The 18,365-nt window shown below is 36.4% G+C and carries 18 protein-coding genes and 1 pseudogene; all 19 read left to right on the top strand.

The annotated features are described in order from the left end of the window. The coding region (gene rbfA / locus A194_RS0106650) for a 30S ribosome-binding factor RbfA (protein ID WP_017186079.1) at positions 1–225 on the top strand (225 nt) is incomplete at its 5' end. Positions 226–342: 117 nt separating this feature from the next. After that, the gene (truB, locus tag A194_RS0106645) at positions 343–1,254 is read left to right on the top strand and encodes a tRNA pseudouridine(55) synthase TruB (RefSeq protein ID WP_017186078.1); all 912 of its coding nucleotides are present in this window, start codon (positions 343–345) and stop codon (positions 1,252–1,254) included. A gap of 13 nt (positions 1,255–1,267) precedes the next feature. Further along, positions 1,268–2,212: a bifunctional riboflavin kinase/FAD synthetase gene (locus A194_RS0106640; protein WP_017186077.1), complete on the top strand. Its 945-nt coding sequence runs from the start codon at positions 1,268–1,270 to the stop codon at positions 2,210–2,212. A gap of 126 nt (positions 2,213–2,338) precedes the next feature. Continuing rightward, positions 2,339–2,608 carry a 30S ribosomal protein S15 gene (rpsO, locus tag A194_RS0106635; RefSeq protein ID WP_017186076.1) on the top strand — a complete coding sequence of 90 codons (270 nt, stop codon included), beginning with the start codon at positions 2,339–2,341 and terminating at the stop codon, positions 2,606–2,608. A gap of 142 nt (positions 2,609–2,750) precedes the next feature. Next, positions 2,751–4,862: a polyribonucleotide nucleotidyltransferase gene (gene pnp / locus A194_RS0106630; protein ID WP_017186075.1), complete on the top strand. Its 2,112-nt coding sequence runs from the start codon at positions 2,751–2,753 to the stop codon at positions 4,860–4,862. 90 nt (positions 4,863–4,952) lie between these two features. Next, a complete protein-coding gene (locus tag A194_RS0106625; RefSeq protein WP_017186074.1) occupies positions 4,953–6,173 on the top strand; it encodes a M16 family metallopeptidase in 1,221 nt (406 codons plus the stop codon). A gap of 32 nt (positions 6,174–6,205) precedes the next feature. Continuing rightward, on the top strand, positions 6,206–6,445 hold the full coding sequence (locus A194_RS0106620; RefSeq protein ID WP_017186073.1) for a YlmC/YmxH family sporulation protein: 240 nt from the start codon (positions 6,206–6,208) through the stop codon (positions 6,443–6,445). 137 nt (positions 6,446–6,582) lie between these two features. Further along, entirely contained in the window at positions 6,583–7,458 is an 876-nt protein-coding gene (gene dpaA, locus A194_RS0106615; protein WP_017186072.1) for a dipicolinic acid synthetase subunit A, read from the top strand. Between the two features lie 19 nt (positions 7,459–7,477). Continuing rightward, complete coding sequence (locus A194_RS0106610; protein WP_017186071.1) at positions 7,478–8,062, top strand: dipicolinate synthase subunit B; 585 nt, start codon at positions 7,478–7,480, stop codon at positions 8,060–8,062. Between the two features lie 77 nt (positions 8,063–8,139). Next, a pseudogene (locus A194_RS17640) lies at positions 8,140–9,188 on the top strand (aspartate-semialdehyde dehydrogenase). A 14-nt stretch (positions 9,189–9,202) separates the two neighbouring features. Then, entirely contained in the window at positions 9,203–10,417 is a 1,215-nt protein-coding gene (gene dapG, locus A194_RS0106600) for an aspartate kinase (RefSeq protein ID WP_017186070.1), read from the top strand. Positions 10,418–10,438: 21 nt separating this feature from the next. After that, positions 10,439–11,305, top strand: a complete 867-nt coding sequence (dapA, locus tag A194_RS0106595) for a 4-hydroxy-tetrahydrodipicolinate synthase (RefSeq protein ID WP_017186069.1) — start codon at positions 10,439–10,441, stop codon at positions 11,303–11,305. 116 nt (positions 11,306–11,421) lie between these two features. Then, complete coding sequence (locus tag A194_RS0106590) at positions 11,422–12,147, top strand: ClpP family protease (RefSeq protein WP_017186068.1); 726 nt, start codon at positions 11,422–11,424, stop codon at positions 12,145–12,147. Then, positions 12,144–12,353 carry a YlzJ-like family protein gene (locus tag A194_RS0106585; RefSeq protein WP_017186067.1) on the top strand — a complete coding sequence of 70 codons (210 nt, stop codon included), beginning with the start codon at positions 12,144–12,146 and terminating at the stop codon, positions 12,351–12,353. The genes A194_RS0106590 and A194_RS0106585 overlap by 4 nt, the downstream gene beginning before the upstream one ends. An 88-nt stretch (positions 12,354–12,441) precedes the next feature. Beyond that, complete coding sequence (locus A194_RS0106580; protein ID WP_017186066.1) at positions 12,442–14,724, top strand: FtsK/SpoIIIE family DNA translocase; 2,283 nt, start codon at positions 12,442–12,444, stop codon at positions 14,722–14,724. Between the two features lie 120 nt (positions 14,725–14,844). Continuing rightward, positions 14,845–16,134 carry an EF-P 5-aminopentanol modification-associated protein YfmF gene (gene yfmF, locus A194_RS0106575; RefSeq protein WP_017186065.1) on the top strand — a complete coding sequence of 430 codons (1,290 nt, stop codon included), beginning with the start codon at positions 14,845–14,847 and terminating at the stop codon, positions 16,132–16,134. Then, positions 16,127–17,416 carry an EF-P 5-aminopentanol modification-associated protein YfmH gene (gene yfmH, locus A194_RS0106570; RefSeq protein ID WP_017186064.1) on the top strand — a complete coding sequence of 430 codons (1,290 nt, stop codon included), beginning with the start codon at positions 16,127–16,129 and terminating at the stop codon, positions 17,414–17,416. Before yfmF ends, yfmH begins: the two co-directional genes overlap by 8 nt. Before the next feature lie 3 nt (positions 17,417–17,419). Further along, the gene (ymfI, locus tag A194_RS0106565; protein ID WP_017186063.1) at positions 17,420–18,148 is read left to right on the top strand and encodes an elongation factor P 5-aminopentanone reductase; all 729 of its coding nucleotides are present in this window, start codon (positions 17,420–17,422) and stop codon (positions 18,146–18,148) included. A gap of 66 nt (positions 18,149–18,214) precedes the next feature. Further along, positions 18,215–18,365 (top strand): DUF3243 family protein (locus tag A194_RS19735; RefSeq protein WP_017186062.1); only part of this gene is annotated, 151 nt, incomplete at its 3' end.

Raw genomic sequence — 18,365 nt, 5'->3', positions numbered from 1 at the left:
AGTGGGGATTTACAACAAGCGAAAGTTTTTATTTCCATTTTCGGTGATGATGAACAACAAGAAGAAACATTAATAGGCTTAGCAAAGTCTAAAGGTTTCATTAGAACTGAAATTGGCAAGCGTATTCGATTACGTAAAACGCCAGAGATCTCATTTGAAATTGATGAAGCTATTCAATACGGAAACAAAATCGAAAACATTTTAAATGATCTCAATAGGGAATAACCTTTATATACACGTTTAAAGGATAGACAATTACGTCTATCCTTTAGTGTGTATTTAAGATATAATCTTTTTGGTTGTAATTAACCAAAAGGCTTTTACATAAAAGAGGTGCATTGAATGAACGGATTTATTCCATTATGGAAGCCAAAAGGGATGACTTCACACGATTGTGTTATGAAACTACGAGGAATATTAAGGACGAAAAAGATTGGACACACTGGTACGTTAGACCCTGAAGTTGAAGGTGTATTGCCGATTACAGTAGGAAAGGCAACTAAATTGACAACGTTAATTACTGACCAACCTAAAACATACGTTGCTGAAGTTTCTTTAGGTAAGCAAACAACGACTGAAGACCACACAGGTGAAGTGGTTGATCAGAAAGACATTCCTGAAACACTTACTATTGAACAATGTAATGATGTAATTAAACATTTTGAAGGTACACTAACTCAAGTTCCACCAATGTATTCTGCAGTTAAAGTTAACGGAATGAAACTATATGAATATGCTCGAGAAGGACTTGAAGTAGAGCGTCCGAGTCGAGAAGTTACAATTTATAATATAACTAACTTAAGTCAACAGTTAAAAATACACAATCAACAAGATATAAGGTTTTCCTTTCAAGCTACTTGTTCGAGCGGGACTTACATTAGAACTCTTTGTGTTGATATTGGTAAAATGCTAGGATACCCAGCTCACATGTCTCACTTAGTTAGAGAAGAGGCAGGTTCATTTAAATCACATGAATCTGTTACATTTGAGCAGCTAGAAGCCGCCAAAAAAGATGAACAAGTCGAAAAGTTTATTATTAACCCGTCATCCCCTTTATCTTATTTACCATTATATATAGCAAATAATGATGAAATTATTCGGTTTAAGCATGGACAAGTACTGCCTGTTCCCTCTAAACTAAAAGAAGTTGACTTGTTTAGAGTTGAAGATGAACTAGGACAATTAATTGCATTATATCAACACCATCCGACTAAACCTGGCCAAATTAAACCGTTTAAGGTATTGCAATCGTAAAGAAGGTGAATTTATGGAAGTTATTGAACTGTCATTGAGTGAAAGTAGCCATTTCCCGACATTAGATGAAGTTAGTATTGCTGTAGGTTATTTTGATGGTGTACATAAAGGGCATCAAGCAGTGATACAAACGGCAATCAATCAAGCAAATCAACTTAATATAAAATCTGGAGTCATGACGTTTAGCCCACATCCATTAACAGTTATTAAAGGAGAGCCACTTTCTGATTACTTAATAACGTCACTTAATGAAAAGCTAGACTTGTTTAAAAGTATGGATTTAGATTATGTAATTATTGTGACTTTTGATCGTCATTTAGCTAAACTATCACCACAATCATTTGTTGATCAGTTTTTTACTGACTTAAATGTCAAACATGTAGTAGGTGGATTTGACTTTTCTTTCGGTCATAAAGGGGCTGGAAAAATTCAAGAAATGGAAAGCTATTCAAAAGGAAGGTTCACCCATTCTGTAGTTGATCAAGTCTCAATAAAAAATGAAAAAGTTAGCTCAACCTTAATAAGGGAACAACTTTCTTTAGGTAACCTTGAGTACACAGAACAACTATTAGGCCGTCCATTTAAAATTAAATCTAAAGTTAAAGAAGGGTACAAACGAGGTAGAGAGATTGGTTTCCCTACTGCCAACTTAGATGTTGACCCAGAACATAAAGTACCAAGAGTGGGCGTTTATGTTGTGCAAGTTGAATACGCCAATCAAACATATGGTGGAATGGCAAGTGTCGGATACAATCCTACATTTGAGGGTGAACATGACAAGCCAATTATTGAAGTCAATGTTTTTGATTTTGACCAAAATCTATATGGCGAAGAGATCGTCGTTTCATTTTTGCACTACATTCGTAATGAAGAAAAATTCGACAATGTTGATACATTAGTCGATCGAATAAAACAAGATGAGGTTGAAGCGAAAAAATTCTTATCGAAATATAGATAATACTTGCATTTAGCGCTTATAACGTGTATTGTAATTATTGTATGAAATTAACCTTGTTCTTGGCATAACGTCTCTCCGCCGAATGCTAGGAAGAAGGGGATTATAAAATATTAGGAGGTGAATAGGATGGCAATTTCACAACAACGCAAAAGCGAATTAATCAGCGAATTTAAGACTCACGAGAATGATACTGGTTCTCCAGAGGTACAGGTAGCTATCCTAACAGAACAGATTACTACTTTAAACAATCACTTACGTGAGCACAAAAATGACCACCACTCTCGTCGTGGTTTAATGAAAATGGTTGGTAGACGTCGTCATTTGTTAAACTATCTACGTAACAAAGACATTCAACGCTACCGTGAATTGATCAATCAACTTGGTCTACGTCGATAAGGTTTGTCACAAAAAGCGGGGATATCACCCGCTTTTTCTTTATCATAAAGCTTTTACAAGCATAACGACAAGTAATAAAATGAATAATAAAAGTGTACTTGTGATTACATAAGAACAGTTTTTGGAAGGAGCAATTAAAACTATGACGAATGAAATGAAGTCATATTCGATCGATGTTGGTGGAAGACAATTAACATTTGAAATTGGGGAAGTTGCTAAACAAGCAAATGGTGCAACGATGGTAAGATACGGTGATACATCAGTATTAGTAGCTGCTACAGCCTCTAATGAACCTAAAGATTTACCTTTCTTCCCACTTACAATTAACTATGAGGAAAAATTATACGCTGTTGGTAAGATCCCCGGTGGTTTCATAAAGCGTGAAGGTAAACCAAGTGATAAAGCTGTTTTAACTTCTCGTTTAATTGATCGACCAATTAGACCATTATTTGCTGATGGTTTTAGAAATGAAGTACAAGTGATGAGTACCGTAATGAGTGTTGATCAAGATTGTTCTTCGGAAATTGCCGCTATGACCGGTTCTTCCCTCGCATTATGCATCTCAGATATTCCATTTGATGGACCAATTGCTGGTGTTAATGTTGGTCGAGTAAATGGAGAGTTTGTTATTAACCCTACGATTGAACAAATGAAAGAAAGTGACATCGAATTAACAGTAGCTGGTACTAAAGATGCAATCAACATGGTTGAGGCTGGTGCGCAAGAGGTACCAGAAGATATTATGTTAGAAGCGATTATGTTTGGCCATGAAGAAATTAAACGTTTAGTCGCATTCCAAGAAGAGATTGTTGCAGAAGTAGGTAAAGAGAAAATGGAAGTGACATTATTCACTCCAGAAGAAGACATTGCTTCAGAAGTTGAGAAATTAGCCAAAGACAAGCTAGTTTTTGCAATTAAAACAGAAGAAAAATTAGCTCGTGAAGAGGCGATTGACGCTGTAAAGAAAGAAATCGTTGAACAATATGAAGAAGCAGAAGCAGAAAGTGACGTAATCGGACAAGTTAAAGCGGTGCTAGATTCAATTGTTAAAGAGGAAGTACGTCGCTTAATTACTGTAGATAAAATCCGCCCTGATGGTCGTAAAGTTGATGAAATTCGTCTATTAACTTCACGTACTGAAGTTTTACCGAGAACACATGGTTCTGCGATGTTCACTCGTGGACAAACGCAAGCTTTAAGTGTATGTACACTTGGGCCTTTAGGCGATGTGCAAATTCTAGATGGGTTAGATCTTGAAGAAGAAAAACGTTTTATGCACCACTACAACTTCCCACAGTATAGTGTAGGTGAAACGGGTCCTGTTCGTGGCCCAGGTAGACGTGAAATTGGTCACGGAGCATTAGGTGAACGCGCCTTAGATCCTGTCATTCCAGATGATAGTGAATTCCCTTATACGATAAGAGTTGTTTCTGAAATATTAGAATCAAACGGTTCTACTTCACAAGCTAGTATTTGTGCAGGAACAATGGCGATGATGGATGCAGGGGTACCACTTAAAAGACCAGTTGCAGGTATTGCAATGGGGTTAGTTAAAGCCGGTGAGAACTATACGGTACTAACTGACATTCAAGGTATGGAAGATGCTTTAGGTGACATGGACTTTAAAGTAGCTGGTACAAGCGAAGGTGTTACAGCGCTACAAATGGACATTAAAGTTGACGGTTTATCAAAAGAAATTTTAGAAGAAGCCTTAACACAAGCGAAAAAAGGTCGCATGGAAATTTTAGACCATATGGTTGCGACCATTCCACAACCACGTGAAGAACTTTCTGAATACGCGCCTAAAATCGAAAAAATTACAATTAAACCAGATAAAATCCGTGATGTTATTGGGCCAAGTGGTAAACAAATTAATAAAATCATCGAAGAAACAGATGTTAAAATCGATATTGAACAAGATGGTCGCATATTCATTTCATCACCAGATCGTACTAAGATTAACCATGCCAAACAAATTATTGAAGATTTAGTGCGCGAGGTTGAGGTAGGTAAGATCTATTTAGGTAAAGTAAAACGCGTTGAAAAGTTCGGTGCATTTGTAGAACTATTCAGCGGTAAAGATGGACTAGTTCATATTAGTGAACTTGATGAACAACACATCAAAAACGTAACTGACGTAGCTGATGTCGGTGATGAGATGTTAGTTAAAGTTAAAGAAATTGACCAACAAGGTCGTGTCAACTTATCACGTAAAGCAGCATTAAAAGAACAAGAATCAGAACAATCCATGTAGTTGGAAACATAAGATAGAGCTGGTGTTTACCAGTTCTTTTTTATGTCATGACATTTATGAAATTAATAGTTAATGGGAGAGGTTTATACAGTGTTACAAAGATACGAACTCAACAACGGCTTAAAAGTGGTTGAAGAGCAAATGGACGGGGTTCGTTCTGTTTCAATCGGAATATGGATTTTGACTGGATCACGCAATGAACCCGAAAATATTAATGGTATTTCACATTTGATTGAACACATGCTTTTCAAAGGAACTGACAAAAGGTCTCCAAAAGATATAGCTGAAGCTTTCGATAAAATTGGGGGACAAGTCAATGCATTCACTTCAAAAGAGTATACTTGTCTTTATGCAAGAGTTATGGACCAACATGCTGAAGAAGCATTAGAAGTGCTGTCTGATATGATTTTAAACTCTAAATTTGTTGAAGAAGAGCTTGAAAGAGAAAAGAAAGTCGTATTAGAAGAGATACTAATGACAGAAGATGATCCAGATGATATCATTCACGACTATTTGCATGAAGTGAGCTTTGAAAGTCACCCATTGTCACAATCAATTTTAGGCAGTCGTGAAGCGTTACATAATTTATCTAGGTCAGATATTATAAATTATATGGAACGATATTACACATCTGAACGTATGGTCGTTTCAATAGCAGGTAACGTTCCAGTAAACTTTCGCGACAAAGTGTCTACACACTTAGGGGATATTAGGTCGAATGATCAGCATGAAGACAGTATGAAGACAATTTTCACTTCAGGCAATGTTGACAAAACTGACGATACTAGTCAATCCCACTTGTGTATCGGTTATAATGGCTATCCTATTGGAACTGATGAAGTATTGACTGTCTCTGTCTTAAACAACGTACTAGGCGGTAGTATGAGCTCTAGGATGTTCCAGCAAGTTAGAGAAGAAAAAGGTTTGTCCTATGCTATATTTTCATTTCACAATCCATTCCGCGATAACGGATTACTAACAATTTATAGTGCAACAGCACCCGATCAACTTGAAGAAATGGAAGCTATCATTAATAGTATTATAGATGATATTAAATTAAATGGTATTACGGATCAAGAATTAACGAATACAATTCAGCAATTAAAAGGACAACTAGTATTAGGGTTAGAAAATCCAAGTAGTCGAATGAACCGTAACGGTCGCAATGAGCTGTTACAGCAGCCTCATTTAACACTTGATGAATTGATTACAAAACTAGAACAAGTATCACATGCTGATATTAAGAAAATTGCCAATGAAATGTTTAATTCTAAGCCAGCTCGTGCATTGATTTCACCTGAAAGCATATAATGGTATAAACCATCCTGGAAAGGTAGATGTTTATGCGTTATAGAGACTTATCAGGAAAAGAATTAATTGATGCAGATCGTGGAGAGAGATTAGGTGTCTTAGGACATACCGACTTACAAATTAATGAATCAACTGGCCAAATTGAACGAATCGTTATTCAAGATTACTCAATGTTAGGTTTTAAAAAGGGAGAATCCACTGCTACTATTAAATGGTCAGATATTGAAGTAATTGGTGACGATATGATTGTCATTAAACGAACCGACTTTTGAGATCATATAAAACCGAATAACTGTATTGAAATCATAAGTATAACTGGCTTTCCTTAAAATTTGGAAAGTCAGTTTTCACTTTTCCTAGACGCTTACATAGTATATATTGGATTGAATGATAATGGGTAGGTGATGAGATGTTAACAGGAAAGTCAGTGTTAATTGTAGGTGGCGACGCCAGGTTCATTGAGTTAATTAAACAATTGTCATTATTTGATGCTAGCGTCTATGCTATTGGGTTTGATGAAGCGGAAGATCAGTTAGAAAATGTCGTTTTAACGACTGAGGATCGTTTAGTGAAAAATCAAATTGATGCAATCATCTTACCGATTACTGGGCTAGATCAGGACGGTTATGCGGATAGTCATTTTAGTGATTCTTCTATACAGTTAACTGAAGAGGGATTAAATGAATTTCCTGACCATTGTTTAATGTTTACTGGGATTATGACACCGTACTTAAGGCAATTAAGTAGCTTTCAAGACCGTATTGTCGCATTGATGGACCGAGATGATGTTGCGATTTATAACTCAATTCCAACAGTTGAAGGTGCCATAATGCTAGCGATTCAACATACAGACTTTACTATTCATAATTCCAACGTAACCATTTTAGGGTTTGGAAGAGTTGGGAAGACGTTAGTTAGACCTTTTCAAGGATTAGGTTCAAATGTTTCAGTGTATGCACGAAGAAACGATGATTTAGCAAGAGTTTTTGAGTCTCACGCTAAACCAATAGAAGAGACTGATCTTGTCGACTCAGTAAAGGACTGTAACATATTAATTAACACTATACCAGATTTAATCGTAACGCCTAAAATTATAAGTGCACTACCAGTGGATTGTTTAATTATCGATTTAGCGTCAAAACCAGGTGGGGTAGATTTTCGATATGCCAAAAAGCGTGGTGTCAACGCTATGCTCGCACCTAGTTTGCCAGGGATGGTCGCACCGAAAACAGCTGGTAAGATTTTAGCCCATGTCATTCAAACCGTTATGCATGATCATGAATAACGGAAGGAGTTCGGTTTGATTGGATTTAAAAGGTAAAAGAATAGGATTTGGGTTAACAGGTTCACATTGTACGTATGATGAGACATTTCCAATTTTGCAAGATTTAGTTGATCGCGGTGCTGAAGTTGTACCGATAGTATCTTATACGGTTCAGACTACTGACACAAAGTTCGGCGAGGCTGAACAACATATTGCTAGAATTAAAGAGATCACGCAAAAGCCACTTGTAAATACAATCCCTTTAGCAGAACCGCTAGGACCTAAAGAACCATTAGATTGTATGGTTATTGCACCCATGACAGGTGCTTCTTTAAGTAAATTTGCTAATGCACTAACAGACAGTCCCGTCTTGATGGCAGCTAAAGCGACGTTAAGAAATCGCAAACCTGTCGTTTTAGCCATCTCTACAAACGATGCCTTAGGATTAAATGCTGCAAATATTGCTAAACTATTAGCTGCTAAGCATGTCTATTTTGTACCATATGGGCAAGATGATCCAGTGAAGAAACCTACTTCTTTAGTAGCACATATGTCACTGCTACCAAATACAGTTGAAAAAGCGCTTGACGGTGAGCAATTGCAGCCAATGTTAAGAGAATATTAACAAAGGTGTTAATAATATAAAAATATGATAGACTGTTAATAGAAAATTTTATATACGTAGTTATGGAGGGAATAAAAGTGGAAGCTAAAAGCAGATACAATGTAGCAGTTGTAGGAGCAACAGGTGCAGTAGGTGAAAAAATAATTGAGATGTTAGAACAGGTCGAGTTCCCAATTGATGAACTACGTCCGTTAGCATCAAAGCGTTCAGTCGGAAAAACGGTTGAATACAAAGGTGGAGAAGTTACTATTCAAGAAGCTGCTCCAGAAGCCTTTGAAGGAATTGATATTGCCTTATTTTCAGCAGGGGGTTCAGTATCTAAACAGTTAGCGCAAGAAGCTGTAGACCGTGGAGCTGTTGTTATTGATAACACAAGTGCATTCCGTATGCATGAAGAAGTTCCGTTGGTTGTTCCTGAAGTGAACAAAGAGGACATTAAAGATCATAAAGGGATTATTGCTAACCCTAACTGTTCAACTATTCAAATGGTAGCGGCATTAGAACCAATCCGTGAAAAATATGGTCTAAACCGTATCATTGTTTCAACTTATCAATCTGTTTCAGGATCAGGTAATGATGCAATTGAAGAGCTTAAACACCAAACACGTGCGATGTTAGACGGTGAAACAGTTCATACAGAAATCATGCCAGTGAAATCTGAGCCAAAGCACTTCCCGATTGCATTTAATGCGTTGCCTCAGATCGATACATTTGAAGACAATCACTATACATTTGAAGAAATGAAGATGGTTAATGAAACGAAGAAAATTATGAGTCTTCCTGACTTAAATGTTGCTGCAACATGCGTGCGTTTACCATTTTTCTATTCACACGCTGAGAGTATCTATGTCGAAATTGATGAGAGAACATTTCAGTACCTCAATTACAAGGTACTATTAAAGATGCACCTGGTGTTGTATTAGAAGATGATATTGTAAACCAAGGATATCCAACACCATTATCTGCAGAAGGTAAATTAGATATTTTTGTCGGTCGAGTAAGAAAAGACTTAGATGTACCAAATGGATTCCACTTATGGGTTGTAGCAGACAACGTACTAAAAGGGGCTGCTTGGAATTCAGTACAAATCGCTCAAGCATTAATCGAAATAAACTCTGAAGCATAAGTTGAGGTGCAAAGATGAAAACGTTAGTGCAAAAGTTTGGTGGGACCTCTGTTCGTGATGAAGCGATCAGAGGTCGAGCAATTCAACATATAAAGGATACAATTAATGAAGGGTATCGAGTCGTCGTAGTCGTCTCTGCAATGGGACGCAAAGGTGAACCATACGCAACGGATTCTTTACTAGATTTAATTGATTATCCTGAAACAGACGTTACGAAACGTGAAGTTGATTTATTAATGTCCTGTGGGGAAACGATTTCTTCTGTCGTTTTTACACATGAGTTGAAACAACAAGGTGTAACGGCGACGGCATTAACAGGGTCGCGTGCTGGTATATTAACAACCAGTGATTATACAGACTCTAGAATTAATAAAGTCGACCCAACAGAAATTCATAAGTATTTAAAAAGCAATGATGTTGTCGTCGTAGCTGGTTTCCAAGGCCAAGATGAGGGTGGTAATGTTACGACTCTTGGTCGTGGTGGTTCTGATACTTCTGCTGTTGCATTAGGAGCCGCGATGGACTCTGATTATGTTGACATTTTTACAGATGTAGATGGAATTAAAACAGCGGACCCACGACTTGTTGAAAATGCTAAAACCTTACAAGTAATGACATATAATGAAATTGTTCACTTAGCATACCAAGGCTCTAAAGTAATTCACCCTAGAGCTGTTGAAATTGCGATGCAAGAAAAGATTCCGATTCGAGTACGATCAACATACTCTAATGATGCCGGTACTTTAGTAACTGCAAAGAAAGACCAAACAGTCGACCAAGGCTTTAAAGATCGACTAGTTACTGGTATTGCACACGTTTCTGGCATTACACAAGTTAAAGTATTTACTAAAGAAGATTCAATTCGTTTGCATAATGACGTATTAACCAAATTAGCATCAGAACAAATCTCAGTTGACTTTTTCAATATTACAACAGATGGTATAACATTCACTGTCCCTACACACAAACTAAAGACTACTACTTCTATTATAGAAGCGTTAAATTATGATTTTAAAATTGTTGAAAAATGCGCAAAAGTTTCAACAGTAGGTGCTGGAATCCAAGGAGTTCCAGGTGTTGCTTCTCGTGTCGTATCAGCATTATCAAAATTTAACATCCAAATATTACAGTCGGCAGATAGCCATACTACTATATGGGTGTTAGTAAAAGAACAAGACCTTGAAAATGCGGTTAACGCATTACACCAAGAGTTTCTCGAAGATCGTTAATTTGTGGAAGGGGTTTTGACAGTGGATTTTGGGAATGTTTTAACTGCGATGGTTACGCCCTTTGACGATGAAGGACGTTTAGATTTACACAAAACTGAGAAGTTAGTTGAGTATTTAATTGCAAACGGATCTGAAGGTTTAGTATTAGGCGGAACAACAGGTGAGTCACCGACGTTATCAAGTGAGGAAAAAATACAGCTTTTTACTGCTGTAAAAGAGATGGTCAACAATCGAATACCGGTTCTCGCTGGCACCGGTAGTAATCATACACAGGCGGCGGTAGAGTTGACTAAGCAAGCTACTAAAACAGGTGTCGATGGCATTATGTTAGTCACACCGTATTACAATAAACCGAATGAAGAAGGTTTATACTTACACTTTAAAACAATTGCTGAAAGTACATCATTACCAGTTATGCTTTATAATGTGCCAGGTCGCTCTGTAGTTAACATGTCTGTTGATACGACAGTCGAGTTATCAAAAATCTCCAATATTGTATCAACGAAAGATGCTAGTGGCGATTTAGATATGATGAGTGAAATTATCGAAAGGACGGATGATTCTTTCAGTTTATATGTTGGTGATGACAGTATGACATTACCATCGTTAGCTGTCGGTTCAAAAGGAGTTGTCTCCGTTTCAGCGCATGTTATAGGAAATGAAATGAAACAAATGGTTGATGCCTTTCGCTTGGGGCATACGACTCAAGCGGCACAAATTCATCGAAAGATTTTACCAAAGATGAAAGCGTGCTTTATGGCCCCTTCACCAGCACCGGTAAAAGCAGCGCTAAATTATTATGGTATTGATGTCGGTTCAGTCCGCTTACCTTTAGTTGATTTATCATTAGAAGAATTTAATACATTAAAAACGGTATTAGATCATTAATATATTTGCCCAAGTAAAACTGGTCTCATTTATAATATGAGACCAGTTTTTTACTTTTTGTTATGCATGACTAACAACAAAATGCGAACAATACGAACTAAAGGTAGGTGTTAGAAATGAATCAAGATCAACCAAATAACGATGAGAAAAAACAGGAAGGTCAAAGCCAAGATTCATTAATGGAAAAAATTAAACAGCTCGGTTCAACGAATGTCCCTCAGGCACCTGATTCTAATATCCACGTGCTCCCGATTATTGGACAAGTTGAAGGACACCTTCAATTACCCGCTAAAAATAAGACGACAAAATATGAACATCTTATTCCGCAAATAATCGCTATTGAACAAAACCCTAAAATCGAAGGTGTTATTATTTTGTTAAATACAGTGGGGGGAGACGTAGAAGCAGGTTTGGCAATTTCAGAAATGATATCGTCTCTGTCTAAACCTTCTGTATCAATCGTATTAGGTGGCGGACATTCTATTGGTGTTCCAATTGCTGTATCAGCAAACCATTCATTTATTACAGAAACTGCTACAATGACGATTCATCCAATTCGTTTAACTGGACTAGTGGTCGGTGTGCCACAAACATTTGAATACCTTGATAAAATGCAAGATCGTGTGATTAATTTCGTCACGCATCACTCAAATATTGAAGAAGATCAGTTTAAAGACTTAATGTTTGCTAAAGGTAATTTAACTCGTGATATCGGTACAAACGTTGTTGGTCAAGATGCTGTTGATTATGGCTTGATTGATTCGATTGGTGGCGTTAAAGAAGCGATGGTCAAACTTAATGAGTTAATAGGGAAAACTGATGATGACCAGGTGGTTCAATGATTATATATACACCATTACTCGAACAAGAAATTTTTGAAGATGAAGAGCAACATGAGAGTTTTCATTGGTTAAATGTTAATCATGCAACAGTTAAATTAAGAAGAGATGTTGAAAACAATAGTTTTGAAATTGTTCATATGACATCAACTAACCCATCTGATTATTTACAGAAACACTTACAACCTGGCTCAATTTATTACTTATAATCATCCAAAATGAGGTAACTCTGTGATATAATGAACGTTAGAAGCAGCCGATTATTAGGCTGCTTCACTCATTTTTGAGGTGATGAAGATGGCAAAGAAAAAACGTAAAACAAAACGCAACAAAAGAAAACCTTTATTGAAGTTTGAATTAATAGGTTTACTATTAATTTTAACTGCTATTTTCTCAAGTGGAATTACGCCGATCAGTGAAGGGGTTATTCCGAACTTATTAACAAATTTACTGCAATGGCTGTTTGGTTTTTGGTTCGCTATTGCTAGTGGCTTTATGTTTGTCTTAGGACTTTATTTATTAGTGAAAAGGACATGGCCAACATTTACATCAATGAAATGGATTGGCTTTTACGTATTAGTCGGCTCAATTATACTTTATACACATGTACAAGCTTTTGAAGCTGTTGTTGCGACTAATCCTGATCAGTCAATTTTTACATTAACGTGGGATTTCTTTGATGCTTATCAAAATGGGATTGTCACTTATGAAGAAATTGGAGCTGGGATGACAGGCGCACTATTATTTTTCCTAAGCTTTTACTTACTATCTTCAGCAGGGGCAAAAGTACTGGCATTCTTTGGACTTATTATTGGAATTATGCTGTTATCAGAAAAATCTTTAACAGACGTAATCAACCAAGTGTATACATACTTCAAAACTAAGCTTGATCATTTGAAGGTACAAAGAGATAAGAACAAAGAAGAGAAACAAAAAGAACAAGAAGAAAAGAAAGAGCCTGAAACAGTAACAGTAGAAATTGAAGATCACGCAACACCACATGAAGAGCCTGTAATTGAAGGCTTCGAAACGTATGACAATGAACCTGATTTAACAGAAATTGAAACGAAAGAATGGACTGAAACGGTTGAGAATGAATCAGAACAACAATTTGATGAACACGAACAACTGCCGTTAACAGAAGTTGAAAATGAAGATTATAAATTACCTTCATTAAACTTGTTAGCGAACCCTATTAGCCATTCGCAACAACAAGAGAAATCACAAATCCAATCAACTGTTAAAAAGTTAGAACAAACTTTTCACAGTTTTGGTGTTAAAGCAAAAGTAACGAAGGTTCACGTAGGACCAGCTGTTACTAAATATGAAGTTTATCCAGACGTTGGTGTAAAAGTTAGTAAAATTGTTAATTTGCATGACGATCTAGCGCTAGCTTTAGCTGCTAGAGACATTAGAATCGAAGCACCAATACCTGGTAAGTCAGCAATCGGCATTGAAGTGCCAAATACTGAAGTGGCACAAGTATCGATGAGAGAAGTTATGCAACCCATTCACCAAAGTCCGTCCAAATTACTGTTTGGGCTAGGTCGAGATATTGCTGGTGATGCTATTACAGCTGAGTTAAATAAAATGCCACACATGTTAATTGCAGGTGCGACAGGTAGTGGTAAAAGTGTTTGTGTAAATGGAATTATTACAAGCATTTTACTACGTGCCAAGCCGCATGAAGTGAAAATGATGATGATTGACCCTAAAAAGGTTGAATTAAACGTATACAATGGCATACCACACCTATTAGCGCCAGTTGTAACAGATCCGAAAAAGGCATCTCAAGCGCTTAAAAAGATTGTTTCAGAGATGGAAAGGCGTTATGAGTTATTTTCTGATACTGGTACAAGAAATATTGAAGGGTATAATGACTACATTAATAAAGTTAATGAACAAGAAGATGAGAACCACCCACAATTACCGTACATTGTCGTTTTAATTGATGAATTAGCAGACTTAATGATGGTTGCATCAAATGAAGTAGAAGATGCTATTACTCGTCTAGCACAAATGGCGCGAGCTGCAGGCATTCATTTGATTATCGCTACACAGAGACCTTCTGTTGATGTTATTACCGGCGTCATTAAAGCGAACATCCCTTCAAGAATTGCATTTAGTGTATCATCTCAAACTGACTCTAGAACGATCCTAGACAGTGGTGGTGCTGAAAAGTTACTCGGTAAAGGTGACATGCTATTTTTACCAGTTGGTGCCTCTAAGCCGACACGTATACAAGGCGCTTTCTTATCTGATGAAGAAGTCGAATCAATCGTCGATTTCTGTATCGAACAACAGAAAGCACAATATCAAGAAGAAATGATTCCAAGTGAATCGAATGAACAACATGAAGAAGTAGATGACGAATTATATGAAGATGCTGTCCAACTAATTGTTGAAATGCAAAGTGCTAGCGTGTCAATGTTGCAACGTAAGTTTAGAATCGGTTACACAAGAGCAGCTCGTTTAATTGATGCAATGGAAGAACGAGGTATTGTTGGACCTTATGAAGGTAGTAAACCAAGAAAAGTATTAGGATCATCAAATACACAACAAGAAGAACAATCGTCATAACTTCACAATAATAATCTTATGTAAACTCAGGTTCAGTAAATTTACTGAACCTGAGTTAAATAGTATGTTTTAACGTATAAAGGTAAAATATATAATAAGAAATTCCTAAGGAGGACTGACATGCAAACGTTAATCGATCATAAAGTAGGCTATGATGACTATGAGTTACATTTAATTAATACGAAAAAATTTAAAACGAATACAATCGCTTTAAAGTTCTCTCGTCCAATTGAACGTGAAGATATAACGAAGAGAGCATTAATACCTTTTGTATTACAAAAAGGGTCCGCTAAATATCCAACAGAGCGTGACTTAAGACTAGAATTAGACGAATTGTATGGTGCTAAATTTTCAATTACGAGTGCTAAAAAAGGTGAAAACCATATCATTACTTTCACGTTAGATTTAGCAAATGAAAAATTTATTGAAGGAGAAGATGAACTTCTTCATAAAGGGATTAGTTTTTTACATGAAATTGCTAACAATCCCAAATTAGATGGAGACAAATTTGACCCTAATATTGTAGAAAAAGAAAAAGATACGTTAGAAAACAAAATTAAATCAATCATTGATGAGAAAATGCAGTACGCCAATATGCGCTTAATCGATGAAATGTGTAAAGACGAGAAGTTCGGAATTCGTTCGCACGGATACTTAGAAGATTTTGACGATATTGATGCACAATCTTTGTATGATTCGTATCAAAAGATGATAACTGAAGATCAACTAGACATTTATATCGTTGGAGATTTAGAAGAAGAGCATGCAAAAAGTATTTTGGAAAGTAAGTTTCAAATCAATCGAAACCCTAATGTGAGTATAAGACGTGTTGAACCTAATGAGCCTTCTGAAGAAAAGGATATTACTGAAGCTCAAAAGATCCAACAAGGTAAACTACATTTAGGTTATCGAACTGGTATTACGTATCAAGACGAACAGTACCCTGCACTCCAAGTGTTCAATGGCATTTTCGGTGGGTTTCCGCATTCAAAACTATTTTTAAATGTGCGTGAGAAACATTCATTAGCTTATTATGCTGCATCCCGTTTTGAAAGTCATAAAGGGCTATTGTTTGTGTTTAGTGGTATTGCACCAGAAAAGTATAACCAAGCGAAAGACATTATTATGGAGCAACATGAAGCGATTAAAAAAGGTGAAGTCTCTGATGATGAGCTTGAACAAACGAAAAAGACGATTATCCATTCATTAAAAGAAACAATTGATCGCCCGCGCGGTATTATCAATTGGTACTACCAGCAAGTGATTGGCGGAAAAGAAATGACTAATCAAGAAATGGTTGAGGCTATACAATCAGTAACTAAAGAACAAGTGATTGCAGTAAGTAAACTTGTACAATTAGACACCGTTTATTTCTTAACAGCAGAAGATGGAGGTGCAGATAATGAATGAATTAAAAATTCCTCGAATAAATGAATCCATCTATCATGACCGATTAGAAAATGGGTTGGATGTGTTCTTATACCCTAAAGATGAATTAGAGAAAACATTTGCGATTTTTTCTACAAAATATGGTTCAATTGACCAAAAGTTTATACCATTAAATGAACAAGAAATGGTTACAGTTCCTGATGGTATTGCTCACTTTTTAGAACATAAAATGTTTGAAAAAGAAGACGGAGATGTTTTTCAACACTTTTCTGAGCGTGGTGCATCAGCTAATGCTTTTACATCATTTACACAAACAGCCTATTTGTTTTCAAGCACATCTGACGTAAAAGAAAATGTTGAAACGTTGTTAGACTTTGTCCAAGACCCTTACTTTACAGAGGAAAGTGTAGAGAAAGAGAAAGGCATTATCGAACAAGAGATTCGTATGTACGACGATAAAGCGGACTGGCGGTTATTCTTCGGCACGTTAGGTGCTATGTTCGAAAAACACCCAGTTCATATCGACATTGCAGGTACAGTTGAATCAATTAATAAAATTACACATGAAGACTTATACACTTGCTATGAGACATTTTATCACCCGTCTAATATGCAGTTGTTTATCATTGGAAACTTTGATTTAAACGAAATCGAAACGTTAGTACGTGATAACCAAAATAATAAATCATTTGAAGATCAAAAAGAGATCGAACGTGATTATGGAAATGAACCAGTACAAGTTCATAAACAGCAAGAAGTTATAAAAATGCCAATAAGTACTCCGAAATGTATGGTTGCGATTAAGGAAAAGCCAGAAGCATTACAACAAGATGTCCTTTTAGAAAATGACTTAGTACGAGACATCGTATTAGATTTATACTTCTCAAAGAGTGGACGTTATTTTGAAGAGTTGTACCAAGAAGGCCTAACGATCGACACGTTGCGTTTAGAATTTGTATTAGAAGAATCTTTCGGCTTCACGGCAGTAGGTGCTAATACGATGGAGCCTGAGAAGTTCAGTAAGCGTGTGAAAGAAATGTTCCTACAAATAAAAGATGAACAAATAGATGAAAAAGAATTCGATCGCGCAAAGAAGAAAAAGTACGGTGAACTAATCCGAGAGTTTAATGACATCGAAGGGACTGCGAACAACTTTATGCAGTATAATCAAATGGGATTAGACTTTAGAAATATCTTTGAGACGCTTGAAAATTTAACTTTGGATCGTTTTAAAGACAATCTTTCTAAATGGGTTAGTGAAGAGCAAATTGCCATTTGTATGGTAGTTCCTGAAGGGGAGTAAGCGGTGAAGAACGAGGAGATTGTTCTAGTTATAGGTTCAAGTGGGGAAATTGGTAAGGCTACAGTTCAAGCTTTAGCTGAACAACATAATAGACGGTTTATTTTACATTATAGTAAAAATGGCCATGTTGTTGATGAATTGGTGGAGAGCTTACATGAAGATCAAGTGTTAATGTCTGTACAGGCTGACCTAACGCAACCAGATGAAATCTATTCATTAATTGATCGTACCCCTTTTGATGTAGATACGATTGTGTTCGCACAAGGACAAGCTTTATCTCAAACGTTTATAAAATTAGATGAAAAGACAATGGATTGTTTATACAACGTTCACATAAAGGCTACAACGTTAATTACACAAGCCTTTTTAGCCCCAATGGTTAAAAAACAATATGGTAACATTGTTGTCATATCATCTATTTGGGGTGAAGAAGGGGCGAGCTTTGAAGTATGGTACTCCATGATGAAAAGTGCTCAAATTAACTTTGTTAAGTCATTAGCTAAAGAAATGGGACCTTCTGGCATTAGAATAAATGGTGTAACACCAGGTTTTATTAATACAAAAATGAATGAAGTTTTAACAAAAGAAGAAATAGGTTATTGGATAGAAGACGTTCCACTTAGCAGGTTAGGTGAATCAAGTGAAGTAGCCAATTGTGTTAAGTTTCTATGTTCAAGTCAATCGAGCTATGTTAACGGACATATTTTAAAAGTAAACGGCGGAATTAGTTAGCTTAATGTATAAAGTTCATCTTTCGGCTCAAAATATAAGTGACTTATATCAAAAGGAGGATGAGCGATGTCCGTTTTAGATAACTTCGAACAATGGAAGGACTTCCTTGGTGATCGCTTGCACCAAGCAGAAGATCAAGGTGTTGATCATGCGACGATTAATAACCTTGCCTATCAAGTGGGAGAACATTTAGCTACAAAAGTTGATGCTAAAAACG

This window comes from Alkalibacillus haloalkaliphilus C5, assembly GCF_000269905.1.
Lineage (GTDB): Bacteria > Bacillota > Bacilli > Bacillales > Alkalibacillaceae > Alkalibacillus > Alkalibacillus haloalkaliphilus_A.
This window is presented reverse-complemented; position numbering and strand designations above follow the sequence as displayed.